At 70.0% G+C, this 15,364-nt stretch carries 16 protein-coding genes; 11 read left to right on the forward strand and 5 right to left on the reverse strand.

The features are described from left to right. Window positions 1-57: 57 nt before the first annotated feature. From CLT74_RS29850 to CLT74_RS29875, 7 genes are all read left to right on the forward strand, one after another. On the forward strand, window positions 58-555 hold the full coding sequence (locus CLT74_RS29850) for a polyadenylate-specific 3'-exoribonuclease AS (RefSeq protein WP_099853447.1): 498 nt from the start codon (window positions 58-60) through the stop codon (window positions 553-555). Between the two features lie 105 nt (window positions 556-660). After that, on the forward strand, window positions 661-1,155 hold the full coding sequence (locus CLT74_RS29855; RefSeq protein ID WP_099850918.1) for a pyridoxamine 5'-phosphate oxidase family protein: 495 nt from the start codon (window positions 661-663) through the stop codon (window positions 1,153-1,155). 157 nt (window positions 1,156-1,312) lie between these two features. Beyond that, entirely contained in the window at window positions 1,313-2,341 is a 1,029-nt protein-coding gene (locus CLT74_RS29860) for a 6-phosphofructokinase (protein ID WP_099850920.1), read from the forward strand. Between the two features lie 70 nt (window positions 2,342-2,411). After that, window positions 2,412-3,230 carry a pyrroline-5-carboxylate reductase gene (gene proC, locus CLT74_RS29865; RefSeq protein WP_099850922.1) on the forward strand — a complete coding sequence of 273 codons (819 nt, stop codon included), beginning with the start codon at window positions 2,412-2,414 and terminating at the stop codon, window positions 3,228-3,230. A 100-nt stretch (window positions 3,231-3,330) separates the two neighbouring features. After that, window positions 3,331-3,681, forward strand: coding sequence for a DUF2203 domain-containing protein (locus CLT74_RS29870; RefSeq protein WP_099850924.1), 351 nt, complete (start codon window positions 3,331-3,333; stop codon window positions 3,679-3,681). A 103-nt stretch (window positions 3,682-3,784) separates the two neighbouring features. After that, entirely contained in the window at window positions 3,785-3,955 is a 171-nt protein-coding gene (locus CLT74_RS30575; protein ID WP_158240301.1) for a hypothetical protein, read from the forward strand. After that, complete coding sequence (locus CLT74_RS29875; protein ID WP_099850927.1) at window positions 3,955-4,551, forward strand: GNAT family N-acetyltransferase; 597 nt, start codon at window positions 3,955-3,957, stop codon at window positions 4,549-4,551. The genes CLT74_RS30575 and CLT74_RS29875 overlap by 1 nt, the downstream gene beginning before the upstream one ends. Window positions 4,552-4,637: 86 nt before the next feature. Here the strand turns inward: CLT74_RS29875 and CLT74_RS29880 are convergent, their stop codons facing one another. The 5 genes from CLT74_RS29880 to CLT74_RS29900 all read right to left on the reverse strand — a co-directional run bounded on the left by CLT74_RS29880 (window position 4,638) and on the right by CLT74_RS29900 (window position 10,060). Further along, window positions 4,638-5,546, reverse strand: a complete 909-nt coding sequence (locus CLT74_RS29880; protein ID WP_099850929.1) for a glycine betaine ABC transporter substrate-binding protein — start codon at window positions 5,544-5,546, stop codon at window positions 4,638-4,640. Window positions 5,547-5,646: 100 nt separating this feature from the next. Beyond that, window positions 5,647-6,534, reverse strand: a complete 888-nt coding sequence (locus CLT74_RS29885) for an ABC transporter permease (protein ID WP_099850932.1) — start codon at window positions 6,532-6,534, stop codon at window positions 5,647-5,649. Further along, window positions 6,531-7,910 (reverse strand): quaternary amine ABC transporter ATP-binding protein, encoded by a 1,380-nt coding sequence (locus CLT74_RS29890; protein WP_099850935.1) that lies wholly within the window; start codon window positions 7,908-7,910, stop codon window positions 6,531-6,533. Before CLT74_RS29890 ends, CLT74_RS29885 begins: the two co-directional genes overlap by 4 nt. An 834-nt stretch (window positions 7,911-8,744) precedes the next feature. Further along, complete coding sequence (locus CLT74_RS29895; RefSeq protein ID WP_099853451.1) at window positions 8,745-9,416, reverse strand: NADPH-dependent F420 reductase; 672 nt, start codon at window positions 9,414-9,416, stop codon at window positions 8,745-8,747. Between the two features lie 155 nt (window positions 9,417-9,571). Further along, window positions 9,572-10,060, reverse strand: coding sequence for a glutathione peroxidase (locus CLT74_RS29900; RefSeq protein WP_099850938.1), 489 nt, complete (start codon window positions 10,058-10,060; stop codon window positions 9,572-9,574). A 213-nt stretch (window positions 10,061-10,273) separates the two neighbouring features. Between CLT74_RS29900 and CLT74_RS29905 the strand changes: the two genes are divergently transcribed. The 4 genes from CLT74_RS29905 to CLT74_RS29920 all read left to right on the forward strand — a co-directional run bounded on the left by CLT74_RS29905 (window position 10,274) and on the right by CLT74_RS29920 (window position 15,272). After that, a complete protein-coding gene (locus CLT74_RS29905; RefSeq protein ID WP_099850940.1) occupies window positions 10,274-11,887 on the forward strand; it encodes a glycosyl hydrolase family 18 protein in 1,614 nt (537 codons plus the stop codon). Window positions 11,888-12,041: 154 nt separating this feature from the next. Next, window positions 12,042-12,524: a hypothetical protein gene (locus CLT74_RS29910; RefSeq protein WP_099853453.1), complete on the forward strand. Its 483-nt coding sequence runs from the start codon at window positions 12,042-12,044 to the stop codon at window positions 12,522-12,524. An 87-nt stretch (window positions 12,525-12,611) separates the two neighbouring features. Then, a complete protein-coding gene (locus CLT74_RS29915) occupies window positions 12,612-14,018 on the forward strand; it encodes a class II 3-deoxy-7-phosphoheptulonate synthase (RefSeq protein WP_099850944.1) in 1,407 nt (468 codons plus the stop codon). A 225-nt stretch (window positions 14,019-14,243) separates the two neighbouring features. Continuing rightward, window positions 14,244-15,272, forward strand: a complete 1,029-nt coding sequence (locus CLT74_RS29920) for a GntG family PLP-dependent aldolase (protein WP_099850947.1) — start codon at window positions 14,244-14,246, stop codon at window positions 15,270-15,272. Window positions 15,273-15,364 lie beyond the last annotated feature (92 nt).

Here is a 15,364-nt window from a genome sequence, read left to right on the forward strand (position 1 = left end):
CCCGGTGTCGGCGACCCGATCGTCGGGCCGCGGTGACCGTCGGCGAGGATGGTGCGGATGGCCTACCGCTACTTCTACGACTGTGAGTTCATCGAGGACGGCCGGACCGTCGAGCTGGTCTCGATCGGCGTCGTCGACGAGCACGGCCGCGAGTTCTACGCGGTCTCCACCGAGTTCGACGCGTCCCGGGCGGTGCCCTGGGTCCGCCGCAACGTGCTGGACAAGCTGCCCTCGCCGGCCGACAGGTCCTGGCGGTCCCGCGAACGTATCCGCGACGACCTGTACGACTTCCTGGTCGAGCCGATCCGCGACAACCCCGGCGAGGAGCTGGAGTTGTGGGCCTGGTACGCGGCGTACGACCACGTGGTGCTGGCCCAGTTGTGGGGTGCGATGCCGGCGCTGCCCCGGGAGATCCCCAGGTACACCAAGGAGCTGCGGCAGCTGTGGGACGAGCGAGGTCGGCCGCCGCTGCCGAACGCCGCTGCGGCCCGGCACGACGCGCTTGTCGACGCCCGGCACAACCTGGCCCGGTGGCGGGCGATGACCGGTTCGTGAGATCCGGTATTTCGATGGTTTGACCCGTGCTGTCCGGGGCACCGGGTTCGCCGACGGGTCGAGGCGAGGGAGTGCCGGCGTGAACAGGCGCAGTGGAGTACCGACGTGAGCGGCGGGGTGCTCGGCGGCCAGCAGGCCCGGACCCGGATCACCGAGCTGATCCGGGCCGCGCGGATCTGCACCCTGACCACGCTCTCCCTCGACGGTCGGCTGGTGGGCCGGCCGATGACCCTGCAACGGGCGGAGTTCGACGGGCAGCTGTGGTTCTTCGCGTACGCCGCTTCGTCGACGGTCCGGCAGGTGCGGGTCAACCCGGAGATCGAGCTGGGCCTGCACGACCCGCGGGCCCAGGTGTGGGCATCGATCACCGGCAGCGCCCGGGACGACCATGACCAGGCGCGCGCCGAGCGGCTGTGGCACCCGGGGCTGGCTGCGTGGTTCCCGGACGGCCCGGCGACGGCGGGTCTGACGCTTGTCGCCGTGCATCCGACGGCCGCTCGATGCTGGGACGCCCGGGGTGGCCAGGTCGAGTTGATCGGCCCGGTAGGCGCAGCGTCCGGCGGTGGGTCTCCGGCCGATCGCCGGGAGGCTGGCTACTGACCGGTAGCGGGGCGCGGTGCGGGCAGTGCCGAGCGGCGACTACAGTTCGTAGGGACGGCCCGCCCCGGGCCGGCAACGGTGCCGAGGGTCCGCGCTGACACATATCCTGGGGCTTGATCGGGCTTGACCAGATGCTCCCCAGGAGGATGAGCAGATCATGCGTATCGGCGTGCTCACCGGCGGCGGCGACTGCCCGGGTCTCAACGCGGTCATCCGGGCGGTGGTCCGTAAGGGCGTCGCCAGCTACGGCCACGAGTTCGTGGGTTTCCGCGACGGTTGGAAGGGTCCGCTGGAGGGGCTGTCCCGCCCGCTCGGCATCGCGGAGGTCCGCGGCATCCTGCCCCGTGGCGGCACGATCCTCGGCTCCTCCCGGACCAACCCCTTCAAGATCGAAAACGGCGTCGAGCGGATCAAGGACAACCTGGCCGCGCAGGGGGTCGACGCGCTCATCGCCATCGGCGGTGAGGACACCCTCGGCGTCGCCACCAAGCTCCACGAGTTGGGTGTCAACGTCATCGGCGTGCCGAAGACCATCGACAACGACCTCGGCGCGACCGACTACACGTTCGGCTTCGACACCGCTGTCAACATCGCCATGGAGGCGATCGACAGGCTGCACACCACCGCGGAGAGCCACCACCGCACCCTGGTGGTCGAGGTGATGGGCCGGCACGCCGGCTGGATCGCCCTGCACGCCGGCCTGGCCGGCGGCGCCAACGTGATCCTGCTGCCGGAGCGGAACTTCGACGTCGAGCAGGTCGCCGGCTACGTCGAGAAGCGTTTCCAGCACCAGTACGCCCCGATCGTCGTGGTCGCCGAGGGTGCCCAGCCGCTGGAGGGCCAGATGGTCCTGCAGAACCAGGAGCTGGACGCGTTCGGGCACGTGCGGCTCGGCGGCATCGGCCAGTGGCTGGCCGAGCAGCTGGAGGCCAAGACCGGCAAGGAGGCCCGCACGGTCGTGCTCGGCCACATCCAGCGTGGTGGCACCCCCACCGCGTTCGACCGGGTGCTCGCCACCCGGCTGGGCCTGCAGGCCATCGACGCCGCCCACGAGGGTGACTGGGGCAAGATGGTCGCGATGCAGAGCACCGACATCGTCCGTGTCCCGCTCGCCGACGCGACCGCCGAGCTGAAGACCGTTCCGCTGGAGCGGTACGCCGAGGCCGAGGTCTTCTTCGGTAGCTGATCGTCGTTCCGGCGTCGCGGACGGGCCGCCGGGCCCGCCGCGACGCCGGCCCACGAAGGGGGTACGCCAGGTGTCAGCCGGGGTGCACACGGTCGCGGTGATCGGAGCGGGGAAGATCGGCGAGCTGATGCTCTCCGGGCTGCTGCGGTCGGGCTGGCCGGTGGACCGGCTGCTGGCCACCGCCCGCCGTCCGGCCCGCGCCGAGGAACTGGCCGCCCGCTACGGCGTACGGGTGGTGGACAACCTCACCGCCGTGGACGAGGCCGAGGTGCTGGCCGTCTCGGTCAAGCCGCAGGACGCCGCCGCGCTGCTGGACGAGATCGGCCCCAAGGTGCCGCCCGGCAAGCTGCTGATCTCGCTCTGCGCCGGCCTGCCCAGCAGCTTCTTCAGCCGCCGGCTGCCCGAGGGCACCCCGGTGGTGCGGGTGATGACGAACACCCCCGCGCTCGTGGACCAGGCGATGACCGCCATCTCGGCGGGCGCCCACGCCACCGGCGAACACCTGGCGCTGGCCGAGGAGATGTTCAAGCCGCTCGGCGCGACCATCCGGGTGCCGGAGACCCAGCAGGACGCGGTGACAGCCCTTTCCGGCTCCGGCCCGGCCTACTTCTACCTGCTGGTCGAGGCGATGACCGACGCCGGCATCCTGCTCGGCCTGCCCCGCCAGGTGGCGCACGACCTGATCGTGCAGACCGCGATCGGCTCGGCGGTGATGCTGCGCGACTCCGGCGAGCACCCGGTGAAGCTGCGCGAGGCGGTCACCTCGCCCGCCGGCACCACCATCTCCGCCATCCGCGAACTGGAGAACCACGGCGTACGCGCGGCCCTGCTGGCCGCCCTCGAAGCCGCCCGCGACCGCGCCCGCGAACTGGCCACCCAGGCCGAATAACCCCCACCCCGCCCCCGGTTACCCGGGAGCGGGGCGCTTTCGGCGTACCGGAGTGTGGTGGGGGGTCGGTGGGGTGATCGGGGTGGCGCATACTGGCGCGGTGTTCACTCTCGCCCAGGCTCGGCACCTGGTAGCCACCCTGCATCCCCGGATCGACGAGTTGATCCGGGTCCGGGCCGACCTGGCCGAGTTGCAGGCCGACCTGGCCGGCCACGGGCTCAGCGCACTCGGCGGTCGGGCCGAGGTCAAGGGCCTGGAAGCCCGGCTGTACGCGGTCCTCGACGAGATCCAGCAGCACGGCATCGAGGTCAAGAACGTGGCACCGGTGCTGCTCGACTTCCCCGGTGAACGCGAGGGCCGACAGGTGCTCTGGTGCTGGCTGGAGGGGGACACCGACGTGCGCTGGTACCACCGCGCCGACTGCGGCTTCGCCGGGCGCCGCCCGGTCTGACCCGGGCCGGATCGGACGGCGACCGCCGGATGTGGGTACGGCGGCGGAGCCTGCGCCGGGTCAGGGGCAGTGGCGCAGACGTGCGGACGGTTAGTCTCTGCCGGTGGGTGACGTGCGGCGGGCGACTGTGGACGACGCTCGGGAGTTGGTCCGGTTGCGGGCGGTCATGTTGGGCGCGGTGGGTGGCGCGCGTCCGGAGGGTGAGCCGCTCTACCGGGAGCTCGGCTTCCGTCAAACATCGATGGCCGCGATGCGGCGGGTCGGAGGGCGCTGATGTTCGCCACACCACTGGGTGCCGACGCCGAGCTGCGGCCGTTGAACCCGTGGCACGCCGAAGAGTTCCTGGCCAACCTGGACCGGTCTCGGCAGCACATCGCGCCCTGGGTGTCGCCGTCCTTCGTGGCCACCGACCTCGACGGGGCGCGGCACGTGCTCCAGCGCTACGCCGACAGGTGGGCCCGGGACGACGGTGGCATCTGGGGGATCTGGTCCGACGGCCGGCTGGTCGGCGGGGTGTTGCTGGTGTCGCTCAGCGCGGCTTCGGGGGTGTCTGAGGCGGGGTGCTGGGTGGAACCGGCCGCCGAGGGGCGGGGCCTGGTGACCAGGGCTGTCGAACGGCTCATCGACTGGGTGCTCGTCGAACGGGGGCTGCACCGAGTCGAGTGGCGGACCAACGCCGGGAACGTGCGCAGCATCGCGGTCGCCCGCCGGCTCGGCATGCGGCGTGACGGCGTGCTGCGCGAGGTGCTTGCCGGCCCGGACGGCCGGATCGACCTGGAGGTCTGGTCGGTGCTGGCCCCCGAGTGGCGGGCCCGGCGCGCCGGCGTCCCGTCGGTGGGGGATCCCGGCGGTGTGGCCCCTGAGAAATGAAGGCGTGGCTCCTGGGAGATGGATCAGCCGCCGGTGGCGGGGCCAGCTTGGGCCCGGCCACCGACGGCTGATCGCTCAGGGCCGGATCAGGAGCTGGCTACGTCCACCGTCCCGGCGTAGTCCGGGTTGGCCTTCAGCCACTCCTCGACGGCCTTCTCCTCGTCGTCCTTGTGCACGTTGAACATCAGGTCCTCCAGCGAGCCGAGCTGCTGGTCGTCCATCTTGAACTTCTTCAGCATCTCGGTGACCTCGGGGAAGTCCGCGCCGAAGCCCTGACGGGCCAGCATGTTGATCTCCTCAGCGCCGCCGAGCGTGCCCTTCGGGTCCGCCAGGTCCTTCAGCGGGTAGTTCGCGTAGGCCCAGTGCGGGTGCCAGAGGGTCACCACGATCGGCTTCTGGTCCTTGATCGCGCCGTCCAGCGCGGCCAGCATCGCTGGCGTCGACGACGTCTTCAGGGTGAGCTTGCCGGCCAGGTCGTACTCGGGGATGACCTTGTCCTGGGTGGCGGCGGTCAGGCCGGCGCCGGGCTCGATGCCGATGATCTCGCCGCCGAAGGTGTCGGCCTTGGCGGCGAGGTCCTCCAGCGAGTTGACGTCGCTGACGTACTCCGGCACGGCGATGCTCAGGCTGGCGTTGTCGTACCAGACGCCGACCTTCTCGATCTTGTCGCCGTACTCCTTCATGTAGTCGGCGTGGGTCTGCGGCAGCCAGCTGTCGAGGAAGAGGTCGATGTCCCCCGTAGCCAGGCCCTGGTAGACGATCCCCGCCTCGACGTTCTTGAGCTCGACGTCGTAGCCCTTCTCCTCCAGCAGGTTCTTCCAGAGGTAGGAGCTGGCGATGGCTTCGTCCCAGGCCATGTAGCCGATGGTGATCTGCTTGTTGTCGCCGGCGGCGTCGCCGGAGTCGCCGTCGTCGCCGCAGGCGGCCACGCCGGTCAGCGCCAGGGTGGCGGTGGCCGCCAGCGCGACCCGGCGCACCAATTTACTGCTCCACATGTGGAGTTTCCTTCCCTTGTTGCGGTCAACCGGCGGAACTCGCGGTAGCGAGGCAGGGCGCCGGCAACGGTGACTTCCCCGCGTGGGTCAGGACGGAGGGTCAGGCCTGTTGCATGGCGCGTTGCGCCTTCGCCGAGGCGGTACGCGCGCCGATCGAGTCGGTGAGGCGGTCGAGCACCACCGCAAGGATCACCACGGCGATGCCGCCCTCGAAGCCCGCGCCGACCTGGACCCGGGCGAGCGCCGTCATGATCACTTCACCGAGACCACCGGCACCGACCATCCCGGCGATGACGACCATCGACAGGGCCAGCATGATGACCTGGTTGACGCCGGTCATGATGGTCGGCAGGGCCAGTGGCAGTTTGGTCCGCAGCAGGATCTTCCACGGCGAGGCGCCGAACGCCTCGCCGGCCTCGATGACCTCGCGGTCGACCTGGCGCAGGCCCAACTCGGTCAGGCGTACCCCAGGCGGCATGCTGAACACCACGGTGGCCAGCACGCCGGGCACGGCGCCGACGCCGAAGTAGAAGATGGCCGGGATCAGGTAGACGAACGCGGGCATCGTCTGCATCAGGTCCAGCACCGGCCGGACGATCGCCGAGACACGGCGGCTCTCCGCGACGAGGATGCCCAGCGGTACGGCGAGCAGCAGGGCGATTCCGCTGGCCACCAGGACCAGCGCCAGCGTACTCATGGTCTGTTCCCAGATCGGCAACCCGGCCACCAGGCCGAGTCCGAGCATGGTGCCGAGACCGAACCTCCAACTCCGCAGCCACCAGCCGAGGCCGGCGAAGATCATTACCATGACGATCGCCGGGGGCGCGGTCAGCAGGTCCACCAGCGGCTCCACCAGCGAGTCGACGGCGGAGGCGATGCCGTCGAAGACGGCGGACAGATGATCCCTCGACCAGTCGACGCCGACCTTGAACGCGTCGCCGATCCGTACGTACGGCAGCAGGTCATCGATACTGTCGGCGCTGTTCATGCGGGCTCTCCCGTCAGCCGGGCCGATGGTTCGGCAACCACCTGGGCCGGCACCTCCGCTGTCGGGTCGCCGTTCCCGGTCGGTGCCGTGCCGGCCGCTCCGACGGCCTGGGTCGGGTCGGTGGTCGGCGTCGTACCAACCTCGTCGGCAGGCCCGGGTGTGGCGGTGGCCTCGCCGGTGTCGGTGCTGAGGCTGCCCAGGGCGCTCAGCAGGGTGACGCGCGGAATCACGCCGGCGAGCCGCCCGTCACTGTCGATCACGGCGACCGGTGCCGGGCTCTGGGCGGCGGCGGCGAAGATGTCGGCCACCGGCGTCGTGTCCTCGACCGTGTGGACGTACTGGGTCGACACGATCTCCTGGAGGTTCTTCCGGCCGTCCCGGACCGCCTGGGTGGCGGCGTCGGCGGTCACGGTGCCCAGGTACCGCTTGTCCCGGCCGGTGACGTAGACGGCCGACGTCTGGGTCTCGCGCAGCACCCGGGCGGCCACCCGTGGGCCGGAGTTCACGTCCACGACGCCGAGCGGTCGCTCCATGACTGCCGACGCGGTGAGGATCCTGGTCCGGTCGACGTCGGCGACGAACTGGGCGACGTAGTCGTTGGACGGGTCGGTGAGGATCTCCTCGGCGGTGCCGATCTGGACGATCCGGCCGGCACGCATGACCGCGATGCGGTCGCCGAGGCGCATCGCCTCGTTGAGGTCATGCGTGATGAACACGATCGTCTTGCCGAGTTCGGCCTGTAGCCCGATCAGCTGGTCCTGCACCTCGCGGCGGATCAGCGGATCGAGCGCGGAGAAGGCCTCGTCCATGAGCATGATGTCGGTGCCGGCGGCGAGCGCGCGGGCCAGGCCGACGCGCTGGCGCATGCCGCCGGAGAGTTCCTGCGGCAGCTTGTCCGCCGAGCCATCGAGTCCGACCATCCGGAGCGCCTGTAGCGCCTTCTCCCGGCGCTCGACGCGAGGTAGGCCCGCGATCTCCAGCGCGTAGCCGGCGTTGTCCAACACCGACCGGTGTGGCTGGAGCGCGAAGTGCTGGAAGACCATGCTGATCTTCTCGCGGCGCAGCTTCCGTAGCGCGGCCGGCTTGAGCTTGGTGATGTCGACACCGTCGATCTCGACCGTGCCGTGCGTGGGGGACAGCAGCCCGTTGAGCATCCGGATCAGGGTGGACTTCCCCGAGCCGGACAGGCCCATGACCACGAAGATCTCGCCGCGTCTGACCTCGAAGTTCGCGTCGACGACCGCGGCCGTGACCGGTAGTCCTGCCAGCTTCTCGTCCCGGCCTGCGCTGTTCCGGAGAATCTCCGCCGCCTTGTCGGCGCGGCTCCCGTAGACCTTGTAGAGGGATTTCACTCTGAGTGCGGACACGGTCTCCATTCCAAGGGAATGCGGTACGCGGGCAGCTTTCTCGGGCGACGCACGAAGGTGCGTTTCTGTCGACACTATTTCCTTGCCGTGGACCTGCCGAAGTCACGACAGCCCAGGTGAGCGAGCTCGACCCTACCCGAGAGTTTTCTGTGAACGGCAACCCCGTAGCCCGGTCCGTTGGCGCATCGTTGCATGAGATGCAGCGATGTAGACCGATGTGTTTGCGTCTGGACATTGGCAACCGACGCGCAATTCTGGTATCGAGGATCGGGTGACTGACGAACCCCTCCGACGCCTGACACTCCGGACGTGATGGGCCATATCGGCACCGGAGTGATCACGGTTCGCCGCCGTGACCATCCGAATGAGTTCATTGCCCGTGTTGGCGCCAGGCGTCCGCCGAGACCGGTGGTGCCGTTTTCTTCGTTGGGCGGCGCGCCATTCCTCGGTGTGGTCCGCGTCTCGGCCTGGCGGCTCGTCTCGTGCCCGTCATATCTGGCCGGCGTGGACATTCACGGAATCTACATGGAATCTCCATGGGACCGAGACGGAATCTCCATGACATCTACACGACCCGACGACGCCTGATTCCGGCGACCGGCGGAAATCGACGAATCTCGACCGGCGCCGGAATGGTGGCTCCGGGGTGAGGATGTGATCCCGCCGTCGACCTCATGGCCGCGGTATGCGGATGCCCGACGCCATCTGGCCCCGCCTCCGCCTTTGCCGCCCTCGACCAGCCTTCACGGCCTGTTGCCAGAGGGGGCCCGGCAGGCACAGTCGGGGACGACGACGCCGGGTGTCGGACAGCGGCGGGACGTCGGGTGTCGGAGTGCGGACGGGTCAGCCGGCGTCAGCGAGGGCGGAGCGCAGGATGCCCGCGCCGGCCGGGGCTTCGCGTTCCGCGTCCGACGGATCGGCGGAATAGATGACGCCGTACGCCGGGGTGTCCGGCTGGAAGCGCCAGCTGTCGGCAAGCGTGCCCGCGTCCACCGCGTCGTAGCCGATCCGATCCAGGAAGGCGGTCACTGTGGCCTTGGCCTCGGCGTCGTCACCGGCTATCGGCAGCGCGCTGCGGTCGGCGGCGTCGCCGGGCCGGGCCAGGGTGAGCAGGTGCTTGAAGAAGATGTTGTTGAACGCCTTCACCACCCGGGACTGCGGCAGGTGACGTTGCAGCAACTGGCTGCTGGTGACGCTGCCCTCGTCCAATTCGGGGAACTGGCCGTCCCGCTGCGGGTAGTAGTTGTTGGTGTCGATGACGACCTTGCCGGCCAGCGGCTCGGCCGGCACGGCCCGGTACGACTTGAGCGGAATGGTGACCACCACCAGGTCACCGGCGCGGGCGGCGGCGTCGGCGGTGCCCGCGCTCGCCTGCGGCCCCAACTCCTCGACCAGGCCGGTCAGGGTCTCCGGCCCACGTGAGTTGCTCACCACCACGTCGTAGCCGGCGTTCACGGCCAGCCGCGCCAGCGTCCCTCCGATGTGTCCGCTGCCGATAAACCCCACAGTCGCCATACCCACCCCTCCCTCTCCGACCTCACCTCGCCCCGCCGCGCCACCGGCCAGTTCATCGATCATGCAGTTCCTGTCGGCTCGAACAGGTGCGAAATCCATAAATCGGCGACCAAAACTGCAAGATCGACGAGGCGGGGTGGGGCGGGCTGGGGTGGTCAGGTGGGGAGGTTCTTGTCGAGGGTGGCGCGGAGGGTGGGGTCGTCGGGGGTGACGGTGGGGGCGAAGCGGGCGGCGACGGTGCCGTCGGGGGCGACGAGGAACTTCTCGAAGTTCCAGCGGACGTCGCCGGTGTGGCCGTCGGCGTCGGCGGTGTCCACCAGGGCCGCGTACAGGGGGTGACGGTCGGGGCCGTTGACGTCGACCTTCTCCGTGATCGGGAAGGTCACCCCGTAGTTGACCTGGCAGAACTCGCTGATCTCCGCAGCGCTGCCCGGCTCCTGGCCGGCGAACTGGTTGCACGGCACGCCGAGCACCGTCAGCCCGCGATCGGCGTACTCGTCCTGAAGGGTCTGCAGGCCGGCGTACTGCGGGGTGAGGCCGCAGCGGGAGGCGACGTTGACGATCAGCAGGGCGCGTCCGCGGTACTGCGCGAGGTCGGCCGGGCCGCCGGCGAGCGCACCGATCGGAATGTCGAAGACGGTCATGCCCGGAGGCTACCGCCGCGCCGGTGATCGCGGGCGATGCGGGCGGTGTGACGTTACCGAGCGGTATCCAAGCGTTGGCCGGCGGTGATGGTGTCGCGCGTCGATCTGGCCGTACACGCGCAATCGATACATGCACATCTTGACGAAGTGGTGGCGTGTGAGTAGCGTCTCCTCATCCTTTTGGAAAGTTTCCTAACTGTTTGGAGACGCCACATGAGAAGATCGCTTCGCCGGACCCTCTGGGTCGGCGCCGTGGTCGCGGTGACCGTCGCCACGGTCCCGATGGCCTCGGCGTTCGGCGCCGGAAGCGTGACCACCTCGTTCACCCGGGTCTCGGACTGGGGGACCGGTCACGAAACGCGGGTCACCATCACCAACGGGTCGGACGCCAGCGTCAGCACCTGGCGCATCGAGTTCGAGCTGCCCTCGGGCACCAGCATCGGCAGCTCCTGGGACGCCGACGTCACCCGCAACGGCAACCGCTATGTGGCGGTCAAGAAGAGCTGGGCCGGTGCGCTGGCCCCGGGCGCCTCCTTCAGTTGGGGCTACAACGGCACCGGCGCGTACCGGGCGCCGCTGAACTGCACGATCAACGGCGCGCCGTGCGGCGGCGGCACCACGCCGCCGACCACCACCGCACCGCCCACCACGACGCCGCCGACGACCACGCCGCCCACCACCACCCCGCCGACCACCACGCCGCCGAACCCGGGCGCGCAGAAGGTGGTCGGCTACTTCGCCCAGTGGGGCGTCTACGCCCGCAACTACCACGTCAGGAACATCCACACCAGCGGTTCGGCGTCGAAGCTGACCCACATCCTGTACGCCTTCGGCAACACCACGGGCGGCCGGTGCACCATCGGGGACAGCTACGCCGACTACGAGAAGGCGTACACCGCGGCGGAGAGCGTCGACGGCGTCGCCGACACCTGGGACCAGCCGCTGCGCGGCAGCTTCAACCAGCTGCGCAAGCTCAAGAGGATGTACCCGCACCTCAAGGTGATCTGGTCGTTCGGCGGCTGGACCTGGTCCGGTGGCTTCACCCAGGCCGCCCAGAACCCGACCGCCTTCGCCGAGAGCTGCTACAACCTGGTCGAGGACCCGCGCTGGGCTGACGTCTTCGACGGCATCGACATCGACTGGGAGTACCCGAACGCCTGCGGCCTGACCTGTGACGCCAGCGGCCCGAACGCGTTCAGGAACGTGGCCAGCGCGCTGCGTACCCGGTTCGGTTCGAGCAACCTGGTCACCGCCGCGATCACCGCCGACGGCAGCAACGGCGGCAAGATCGATGCCACCGACTACGCCGGTGCCGCCACCCACCTCAACTGGATCATGCCGATGACGTACGACTACTTCGGCGCCTTCGCCCCGCAGGGCCCCACCGCCCCGCACTCGCCGCTGTACTCGTACTCCGGCATTCCGCAGCAGGGCTTCTGGTCCGACGCGGCGATCCAGAAGCTCAAGAGCAAGGGCATTCCGGCGAACAAGCTGCTGCTCGGCATCGGCTTCTACGGCCGTGGCTGGACCGGGGTCAGCCAGACCGCGCCGGGTGGTACCGCGACCGGACCGGCTCCGGGCACCTACGAGCAGGGCATCGAGGACTACAAGGTGCTCAAGAACACCTGTCCGGCCACCGGCACCATCGGTGGTACGGCGTACGCGAAGTGCGGCAGCAACTGGTGGAGCTACGACACGCCGTCGACCATCGGCGGGAAGATGACGTACGCCAAGAACCAGGGCCTCGGTGGCGCCTTCTTCTGGGAGCTCTCCGGTGACACCAGCAACGGTGAGCTGATCGGCGCCATCAAGGGCGGCCTCGGCTGAGCCGACGGCCGACGCGTCACCCACACGACGGGGAGGGGCCCGCACCGGCCCCTCCCCGTCCCGCGTGCCCGGGGCCGATCTCCCGGCCCGACCAGCGGTGTGACAGACTCGCCGCTCGACGGTGTCTCGATGTCCGCCATCGAGGGAGGTGACGATGCGGGTCACGTACCGGCGTCCGGCGAGCACCGCCGCACTGCTGGCCACGCTGCCTTTCGTCGTGGTCGGCTGTGGGCTCGTCGGCGGTGAGACCGAGGCGGAGCAGCCCGAGCGGGCGCCGGCCGAGGAGGCGATGCTCAAGTCTCGCGAGCGGGTCCAGGCGTACCTCGACGCGATGGCGGCCAAGGACGTGGCGGCTGGCCGCGGCCAGCTCTGCGCGGTGCTGCACGAGGCGTTCGACGCCGCCGCCACCGAGCCGAACGGCGACTTCGCCGACCACTTCGAGGTGTCGAAGTCCGAGATCACCGACATCCGACCCGGCCCGTCAGGCCAGGAGGTCAGCACTGCGGTCACGGTGACCGTCGGCAAGAAGAAGGCGACCCGGCCGCTGCTGTTCACCGTCACCCGCGACGGGCTCGACTGGTGCATCTCCGACGAGCGGCCCGGTGCGAACAGCCCGGCCCCGGCGCCGACACCCTGACCTGCGCCACCGTCGAGGGTCGTCCATCTGCCGGAACCCGGCCCCTCGCCGGTGGCTCACCCGGCTGGTCGCCGTACGCTGAATACCATGCGCCATGAGTGGCATCAGTTGAGTCATCCGGCGGTGGGCAGCCCGGTGCTGCAGACCAGCCGCCCGACCGTCGACTCCGCCGAGGACGAGGCTCTCGGCCTGGACCGCTGGCGGGAGCTGTCGCGCGCCCAGACCCCGCCCTGGCCCGACGAGGCCCAGGTCGCCGAGGTCTGCAAGGTGCTCGACACCGTGCCGTCGGTGGTCGCCCCGTACGAGGTCGATCAGTTGCGCCAGCGCCTGGCGCTTGTCTGTGAGGGCAAGGCGTTCCTGTTGCAGGGCGGTGACTGCGCGGAGACCTTCGCCGACAACACCGAGAGCCACCTGCTGGCCAACGCCCGCACGCTGCTCCAGATGGCCATCGTGCTGACCTACGGCGCGTCGTTGCCGGTGGTGAAGGTGGCCCGGGTGGCCGGGCAGTACACCAAGCCCCGGTCGCTGCCGACCGACGCCCGAGGGCTGCCGGCCTACCGCGGCGACATGATCAACTCGCTGGAGACCACGCCGGAGGCGCGGGTCGCCGACCCGCAGCGCATGATCAGGGCATACGCGAACTCGGCCGCCGCCATGAACATGTTGCGCGCCTACCTGGCCGGCGGGCTGGCCGACCTGCACGCGGTGCACGACTGGAACAAGGGCTTCGTGCGCAACTCCCCGGCCGGCGAGCGGTACGAGGCGATCGCCCGGGAGATCGACAGGGCTCTCGCGTTCATCCGCGCCTGCGGGATGACCGACGACGAGGCGTTGCGTACGGTCACCCTGTACTGCTCGCACGAGGCCCTCGCGCTGGAGTACGACCGGGCCCTGACCCGGGTCTCCGGCGGCCGTGCGTACGGGCTCTCCGGGCACTTCCTGTGGATCGGTGAGCGCACCCGGCAGATCGACGGCGCGCACATCGACTTCATCTCCCGCATCGCCAACCCGATCGGGGTCAAGCTCGGCCCGACCACCTCGCCTGACCAGGCCATCGAGCTGTGCGAGAAGCTGAACCCGGACAACATCCCCGGCCGGCTCACCCTGATCAGCCGGATGGGCAACCACAAGGTCCGGGACGCGCTGCCGCCGATCGTGGCCAAGGTGACCGCCGCCGGAGCCAAGGTGGTGTGGCAGTGCGACCCGATGCACGGCAACACCCACGAGTCGTCGAACGGCTACAAGACGCGTCACTTCGACCGGATCGTCGACGAGGTGCTCGGCTACTTCGAGGTGCACCGTGGCCTGGACACCCACCCCGGCGGTCTGCACGTCGAGCTGACCGGTGAGGACGTCACCGAGTGCCTCGGCGGCGCCCAGGGCATCGCCGACCTCGACCTGCCGGACCGCTACGAGACCGCCTGCGACCCCCGCCTGAACACCCAGCAGTCGCTGGAGCTGGCGTTCCTCGTAGCGGAGATGCTCCGTGGCTGACGCGAGGAGTGAGCTTGCGAGCCCCGCAGTCGGCGGCCGGAGGGATGACTGTGGCTGACGCGAGGAGTGAGCTTGCGAGCCCCGCAGTCGGCGGCCGGAGGGATGACTGTGGCTGACGCGAGGAGTGAGCTTGCGAGCCCCGCAGTCGGCGGCCGGAGGGATGACTGTGGCTGACGCGAGGAGTGAGCTTGCGAGCCCTGCGGTCGGCGGCTGTGCAGGTGTTCCGTGGCTGATCTGATCGATCTGCGGTCGGACACGGTGACCCGGCCCAGCGCCGCGATGCGGCAGGCCATGGCCGCCGCCGAGGTGGGTGACGACGTCTACGGCGAGGATCCGACGGTCAGGGCGTTGGAGGCCGAGGTCGCCGCGATGTTCGGGCACGAGGCGGCGCTGTTCTGTCCGAGCGGGTCGATGGCCAACCAGATAGCCCTGCAACTGCTGGTGCCGCCGGGCGCGGAACTGCTCTGCGACGCCGACGCGCACGTGGTCACGTACGAGATGGGGGCCGCCGCCACGTACGGTGGGGTCACCTCGCGGACCTGGCCACCGGTGGGGGCCCAGCTCGATCCCGACGTGGTAGCCGGCATGGTCCGTCCCGACGCCCCCTGGGTGGTGCCCACCCGGGCGATCGCGGTGGAGCAGACCCACAACCGTGGCGGCGGCGGGGTCATTCCCCTCGACACGTTGCGCGAGCTGCGCCGGGTCGCGGATGCCGGGCAGGTGGCGGTGCACTGCGACGGTGCTCGGATCTGGAATGCCCACGTCGCCGACGGGGTGCCACTTGCCACCTATGGCGCGTTGTTCGACACCCTGTCGGTGTGCCTGTCCAAGGGGCTCGGCGCGCCGGTGGGTTCACTTGTCGTCGGCTCCGCCGACCGGATCGAGCGGGGCCGGGTGATCCGCAAGCGGATGGGTGGCGGGATGCGTCAGGCCGGCATCCTGGCTGCTGCCGGCCGGTACGCCCTGGCCCACCACATCGACCGGCTTGCGGACGACCATGCGAAGGCGGCCCGGCTGGCGGAGGCGATAGCCCCGTTCGGAGTGCTGGCCACCACGGTACGCACCAACATCGTTCCGCTGGACCTGACCAAGGCCCCGCTGGACGCGTCCACGTTGGCCGCCGCCGCCCGCGCCGACGGCGTACTGATCTCGGTGCTCGGCCCCCGCACGGCCCGCCTGGTCACCCACCTCGACGTCACCGACGCCGAGATCGCCCAAGCCGCCACCACCCTCACCCACATCCTCCGCCGCTAACCCCACCCCCACCCCCTCCGCGATCTTGCAGTTTCGGTCGCCGTTACGCCCTTTTCGCGGCTTATGTGGTGACAGAAAGTGCAAGATCGCGG

The organism is Verrucosispora sp. CNZ293, from assembly GCF_002754655.1.